The following is a 6,000-nucleotide window of genomic DNA, read 5'->3' as shown; positions in this document are numbered from 1 at the left end:
CAAGCCTGTTTTCACGGTCGCCGGAGCCCGGCGGAACGGGAGAATGGCCGCGCGGCCGCCGATCGTTTCGTGCTGCGTGCGCTCCGGGCCGCGAAAGGACCGATTGCGGCCCTCCGTTCCGCCCGCTAAGGTCGCCATGGTTCTTTGTCATTGAAGGATCATCGAACGCCCTTGTCCAGCCGGGACGTCCGACAGGGATGACCGGCGCCGCGCCGAACCGCGCTTTTATTCAGATCTGGATATGCCCGCCACCGTGTCCGATTTACCTGATCCAGCGGATGCGCTTGCCAAGGTCGGTCGCCGCCTGGATGCCCGCGGCCTGGCGCCCGCGACCGCCAGCAATTATTCCGCCCGGCTGGCCGACGGGACGATCCTCTGCCGAGACGTTGCTGCCCCGGCAGACCCAGCTCAGCCTGCTTCAGCGCCGCTGCGATCTGCCCCACCGAAAACCGCTGCTTCTTCATCGACGTACCTCCTCAACAAGGAAAATCCGTCGAAAAGCTAACGTTACGTGTGGACCACTTTGCCCATCTCACCTCACGACCATGGCGACTGGGCGGTGCTGAAGGTTCAGCACTAGCTCCGGGCGACCGGCGCAACCGACGCCCGTCTGTCGAGCCTGGCCGCTATAGGTGGGCTTGAGAAGCGGATCTTGTTGCGCCGTTTTCTGAAGGCGACGGGCCTTATCACCACCGACTATTGCCAGCGGCTGCGGGTGGCGAGCGCGCAGGAATTGCTGCGGTCGAGCGTGCTACCGATCGACCCGATCGCGTGGGAGGTGGGCTATGCCGACACGTCGTCGTTCCGAAGGCTGTTACGCGCATCGTCGGGCTGACCCCCGGCGAGTATCGGCTGCGCTTCCGGGGACGATAGCGGAGGGGGAGCTTATTTCCGTAGGCCGTAGCGCGCGGCAGGCTCGGCATTGAACATCGATTGCAGCAGCGTGCCGCTCGCATTGTCATAGGCTGCTAGAAGGGATGTGTCCGCCAGTGACGGTGCGATGACGCGTTCGCCCTGCTCCAGGCCCGCCATGACGGCATCGACGCAATCCTCGGTCGACATGACGATCGCGTCGGGCAGCGGGTCCAGATCGGCGCCGCCCGCCACGTCCCATCCTTCGGAAACCACCGCGCCGGGCAGGACCAGCCGCACGTTGACGCCAGTGCCTTCGACTTCGTTCTGGAGATATTTGGTCAGGAGATAGACATAAGCCTTGGTGGAGGCGTAGACCGGAATGCCGATGCCGGGGAAGGGCGCGAAACCCGCTCCGGAGCCGATATTGATGAGCGTGCCCGCGCCTTTTTCCGTAAAGCGGACGAGAGCGGCTTTGGACAGGGTGGTCAAAGCAGTGACGTTGAGCGCGACCATGTTGGCGATCACGTCGTCAGGCGTTTCGACCAGCGTCTTGATCGTGGAGTAGCCGGCGTTGTTCACCAGGAACGACACCGACGGATCGCCGGAAATACGCTCCGAGACGGCGGCGACGCCGGCAGGATCGGACAAGTCGGCGACCAGAACGTCGGCGCGCACCGAGAAGCGGCTTTCCAGATCGGCCGCGATGGCGCGAAGCCGGTCTTCACGCCGCGCGACGAGCACGACGTCGTAGCCGCGCGCGGCGAGACGATCGGCGAACAGCTTGCCGATACCCGAAGAAGCCCCGGTGACGATCGCGGTGCCAAGATTCCCAGACAAATCAGTTTCCTTTAGCATGTGGAGAGGAGCCGATCAGGCGAATGCCCAATGTTATGCGTCGCAATATGCTACCGATCTATCCGGAGCCATGACCAATCGCCTCATGAAGCGGGTGACATATGGGCTCACGCCCGCACGTGGCGGCGGGCTCACCGACAAATATTCGCTACTCTCTCCTGCGCTTAAGCCGTCTTGGCCGCACGCATGCGGGGGCTGCGGGTTGAGCGAGATTGCGATGTTTGGGCTGCATCAAACCGTCCTAGCCGCCGCGGCGGAAAGCTCCCAATGCACAATCGGGCGCGTTGGCGCACCGCTTGGCCCTCAGGAGTTACCGTGAGCACCATCGTTGATCGTCACAATCTCGACTTTCTGTTGTTCGACATGTTCGATCTGGAAAAGGCGCATGCGTCCGGCCCTTTCGAGGGGCAGGACCGGGAGCTGGTTTCCCAGCTTCTGGATACGGCGCAGCGCATCGCCGAGGCCGAATATCTGCCGACCGCCGCCCCGCTCGACGCCGTTCCGCCGACCTTCGAGAATGGCGAGGCGGTAATGCCGGCCTATGTCGGCCGTGCGTTGAACGCCTATAGCGAGGCAGGTCTGTCGGCGCAGAGCTTTCCGGTCGAATCTGGCGGACTGGGCATATCGCACACAGTCAGCATGATGGTGAACGGCATGTTCAGCGCGGCCAATGTCGCGATCGCCAACTATTTTCTGCTGACGGCTGCCGCAGCGCGGCTGTTGCTGGCTTTCGGGACGGAGGAGCAGAAGTCCCGCTACGCCTCGCATATGATCGCGGGGCGCTGGATGGGCACGATGTGCCTGTCCGAGCCGCAGGCGGGATCGTCGCTCGCCGACATTACCACGCGGGCCGATCCGGCGGGCGACGGCTCCTATCATCTGCGCGGCACGAAGATCTGGATTTCGAGCGGCGGCCACCGCATGAGCGAGAATATCGTGCATCTCGTGCTCGCGCGGCTTCCCGACGCGCCCGCCGGAGTCAAGGGCATCTCGCTGTTCCTTGTCCCGCAAAAGCGCCTGAATGAAGCGGGTGAACCGGGGGAGGACAATAATGTCACGCTGGTCGGTCTGGCGCACAAGATGGGACAGCGCGGAACGACCAATTGCCAGCTCAACTTTGGCGAGGATGGTCCTTCGGTCGGCTATCTGGTCGGCAAGCCCCATCAGGGGCTGCACGCCATGTTCCACATGATGAATGAAGCGCGGATCGGCGTGGGGCATGTCGCGACCATGTCCGGTCTGGTGGGGTATCTCTATTCGCTCCACTATGCGACCGACCGGCTTCAGGGCCGCCGCCTCGGTCAGAAAAATCCAGCATTGCCCCAGATTCCGCTGATCGAGCATGTCGACATCCGGCGGATGCTGCTGGCGCAGAAGGCGGCGGTCGAAGGTGCGCTTGCGCTCTGCACCTATTGCGCGCTGCTGATCGACGAGCAGAAGAGCGCGAAGAAGGAGGATCAGGCCGACCTTGCCCTGCTGCTGGAGGTGCTGACGCCGATCGTCAAGTCATGGCCGTCCGAACATTGCCTTGAGGCCAACAAATGGGCGATGCAGATATTGGGCGGGGCGGGATATACCAGCGATCATCCCGTTGAGCGCCTGTATCGCGACAATCGCCTGAACCATATCTATGAAGGCACTTACGGCATTCAGGGCATCGATCTTCTGGGACGGAAAGTCCGGCTGGCAGAGGGGCGTGGTCTCGACCTCTTGATCGAGCGGATCAATGCGACGATCACGGAAGCGGCGGCCATTCCCGCACTGTCGGGCCATGCGGCCCGGCTGGCCGAAGCGATCGGCTGGGTCACGGACGCCACCAGCGCCGCACTGGCCGAACCCGATCTGGAGCGCAGCCTCGCCAATGCGACTCTATACCTCGACGCGACGGGGACGGTGGTGATCGGCTGGCTGTGGCTGTGGCAGGCGATGGTCGCTGTCCGCAGGCAAGAAGGCGGCGCTGCCAACAGGGCCTTTTACGAAGCCAAGCGCGCCGCCTGCGACTATTTCTTCCGCTACCAGTTGCCGCGCGCGCAGATTGACCTGGGGCTGGTGAAGGCGCTGGACGATACCTGCCTTGCGACGACTCCCGGGCAGTTGAGGGTCGCTTGACGATTCAAGACTCGGCAGACATGCGCGATAATCAAAAGGAGGATGGCTTGGGACATCGGAATACAGGAACGCCCGATCTGCTATCGGCGCTGGACGAGGGCGTTTTGATGCTGACGCTCAACCGGCCGGAGGCGCGCAATGCGATGAGCGATCCGATGCTGGAGGCGATCGACCGGGAACTCGCATTTGCCCAAAGCAGCCGCGAGGTGCGGTGTGTCGTCCTCCAGGGGAACGGCCGCGCCTTCTGCGCGGGCGGCGACGTGAAGGCGATGGGGGACAATCCGATCACGCCGTCCTCGCTGGACGACCGGATTGAGTATCAACGCGTCATCCAGCGGGCGACATCGGGCAGGCTAGTCGCGATGGGCAAGCCGAGCCTGGCTGTCATCCACGGCCCCGCCGCGGGCGCGGGCCTTGCGCTGGCGCTGGCATGCGACCTGCGGATCATGGCGCGTCCGGCATTTCTGCTGACGGCGTTCGCGAACGTGGCGCTTTCGGGCGATTTCGGCATCGGATATCTACTGGCCCGGCTGGTCGGGATGGCGCGGGCCAAGGAGTTGATGTTCCTGCCCGAACGCGTGGCGAGCGAGCGCGCGCTCGATCTAGGGCTGACCAACTGGGTGTGCGAAGCCGAGGAACTGGAGGCGCAGGCGGCACTGATCGCCGGGCGTCTCGCGTCCGCGCCGCCACAGGCGCTAGCTTATATGAAAGAGCATCTCAACAGCGCGCTGTCCACCGAGTTCGGCGCCTATATGGACCATGAGGTGCGCTGCCATATCGACTGTTCGCAAACGGCGGACCATGTGGAGGGCGTCAGGGCTTTCGCGGAGAAGCGCGCGCCTGTCTTCAGCGGCGATTAGGGTGGCCGGGCGCTCCGCCACGCATCCGGGGCCACTTCCCCCGGCCCTGTTGCCCGATGGCATACGGTCCCGCATCGTCAGCGGTGTCGGCGATCTCGACATGCACATTCTGGAAGCCGGATATGAGGGGAGGGGGCGACCCGCCATCCTTCTTCTCCACGGCTTTCCCGAACTGGCGTGGTGTTGGCGCAGGGTGATGCCGCTGCTCGCGGACGCGGGCTATCATGTGGTCGCGCCCGACCAGCGGGGGTTCGGGCGGACGACCCCGCAGCCGGATGCCTATCTCACCGATCTGGGGCCATATGCCACCGGCAATCTGGCGGCGGATATCTTCCACCTGATCGACGCGTTGGGCCTGTCGTCCGTGGACATGCTGATCGGCCATGACGCGGGGGCCATTGTCGCGGGATTCTGCGCGTTCGCGCAGCCCGACAGGGTTCGCCGGCTGGTGCTATCCGCATCGCCCTTCGGCGGCGCTCCGCCCGCAGGTGCGTTGCCCACAGCGCCTTTCCTCGACCATCCGATCCATGAAGAGCTGGCGCGCCTGTCGCCGCCGCGCAAACATTACCAAGCCTATTATTGCGGTCCGGAGGCGAATGCGGACATGTGGCATGCGCCGCAGGGCATGCACCAGTTTCTGCGCGGCTATTATCATCAGAAAAGCGCCGATTGGGACGGCAACAGACCTGGTCCGCTCAAGGGCTGGACCGGCGAGGAAATCGCCAGATTGCCGCATTATTACTGCATGCCCGCGCAGTGCGGCATGGCGGAGGTTGCCGCCGCCATTATTCCCGATGCGGGGCAGGTGGCGGCGTGCACATGGCTGAGCGATGCCGACCTGGCGGTCGCCGCCGCCGAATTCGACCGGACCGGGTTCCAGCCCGCGCTCAATTGGTATCGCAGCGCACTGGCCGAGGGGATGACAGGCCGGGATTTGGCACCTTTCCACGGTCGGCGTCTTGCCATGCCAGTGGCATTCGTTGCCGGCAAGGCCGACTGGGGGCCCTATCAGTCTCCGCGACTGCTGGAATCGATGCGAGACGGGTTGGCGACGCAGCCGGTTGCCCTCCATTTCATCGAGAGGGCGGGGCACTGGGTGCAGCAGGAGCAACCGGAGCGCTTTGCTGAAATCCTGCTAGCTTTCGCGGGGCCGTCATGACGCTGTGCCGCAAATCGCGACCGGAGGGTTGCGAGGGCTGGTCATTGCCCCGCCGCGTACCGATGGCATGATCGGGCCACCATTTCGCGCTGAAAAACGGTCCGGTCCCAACATGACTCCATCGGTTCCTATCCTTCTGCACATGGATGGAGCGGTGCGCAC

Annotated in this window: 6 protein-coding genes; 5 read left to right on the top strand and 1 reads right to left on the bottom strand. The window is 64.0% G+C overall.

Annotated elements, in window-relative coordinates:
* Positions 1 to 241 precede the first annotated feature (241 nt).
* Both A8G00_RS25490 and A8G00_RS25485 read left to right on the top strand, forming a co-directional pair.
* A complete protein-coding gene (locus tag A8G00_RS25490) occupies positions 242 to 505 on the top strand; it encodes a hypothetical protein (protein ID WP_216365622.1) in 264 nt (87 codons plus the stop codon).
* Between the two features lie 105 nt (positions 506 to 610).
* Positions 611 to 835, top strand: coding sequence for a helix-turn-helix domain-containing protein (locus tag A8G00_RS25485; RefSeq protein WP_367379458.1), 225 nt, complete (start codon positions 611 to 613; stop codon positions 833 to 835).
* 50 nt (positions 836 to 885) lie between these two features.
* On the opposite strand, the gene A8G00_RS15080 is transcribed toward A8G00_RS25485, so the two are convergent.
* On the bottom strand, positions 886 to 1,692 hold the full coding sequence (locus A8G00_RS15080; protein ID WP_158230075.1) for an SDR family oxidoreductase: 807 nt from the start codon (positions 1,690 to 1,692) through the stop codon (positions 886 to 888).
* Between the two features lie 333 nt (positions 1,693 to 2,025).
* Between A8G00_RS15080 and A8G00_RS15075 the strand changes: the two genes are divergently transcribed.
* The 3 genes from A8G00_RS15075 to A8G00_RS15065 are packed head-to-tail and all read left to right on the top strand — an operon-like array spanning position 2,026 to position 5,838.
* Positions 2,026 to 3,819, top strand: a complete 1,794-nt coding sequence (locus A8G00_RS15075) for an acyl-CoA dehydrogenase (protein WP_216365620.1) — start codon at positions 2,026 to 2,028, stop codon at positions 3,817 to 3,819.
* Between the two features lie 47 nt (positions 3,820 to 3,866).
* Positions 3,867 to 4,679 (top strand): enoyl-CoA hydratase-related protein, encoded by an 813-nt coding sequence (locus tag A8G00_RS15070; RefSeq protein ID WP_253258008.1) that lies wholly within the window; start codon positions 3,867 to 3,869, stop codon positions 4,677 to 4,679.
* A 49-nt stretch (positions 4,680 to 4,728) separates the two neighbouring features.
* On the top strand, positions 4,729 to 5,838 hold the full coding sequence (locus tag A8G00_RS15065) for an alpha/beta hydrolase (RefSeq protein WP_216365619.1): 1,110 nt from the start codon (positions 4,729 to 4,731) through the stop codon (positions 5,836 to 5,838).
* The last annotated feature ends 162 nt before the right edge of the window (positions 5,839 to 6,000 follow it).

The organism is Sphingobium sp. SA916, assembly GCF_002894065.1.
In the GTDB taxonomy this organism is placed as follows: Bacteria; Pseudomonadota; Alphaproteobacteria; order Sphingomonadales; family Sphingomonadaceae; genus Sphingobium; species Sphingobium fuliginis.
This window is presented reverse-complemented; position numbering and strand designations above follow the sequence as displayed.

What these genes read in the sequence shown, in the direction of transcription:
- A8G00_RS25490 (WP_216365622.1), top strand. Translation starts at nt 242, where the DNA reads ATGCCCGCCACCGTGTCCGATTTACCTGATCCAGCGGATGCGCTTGCC.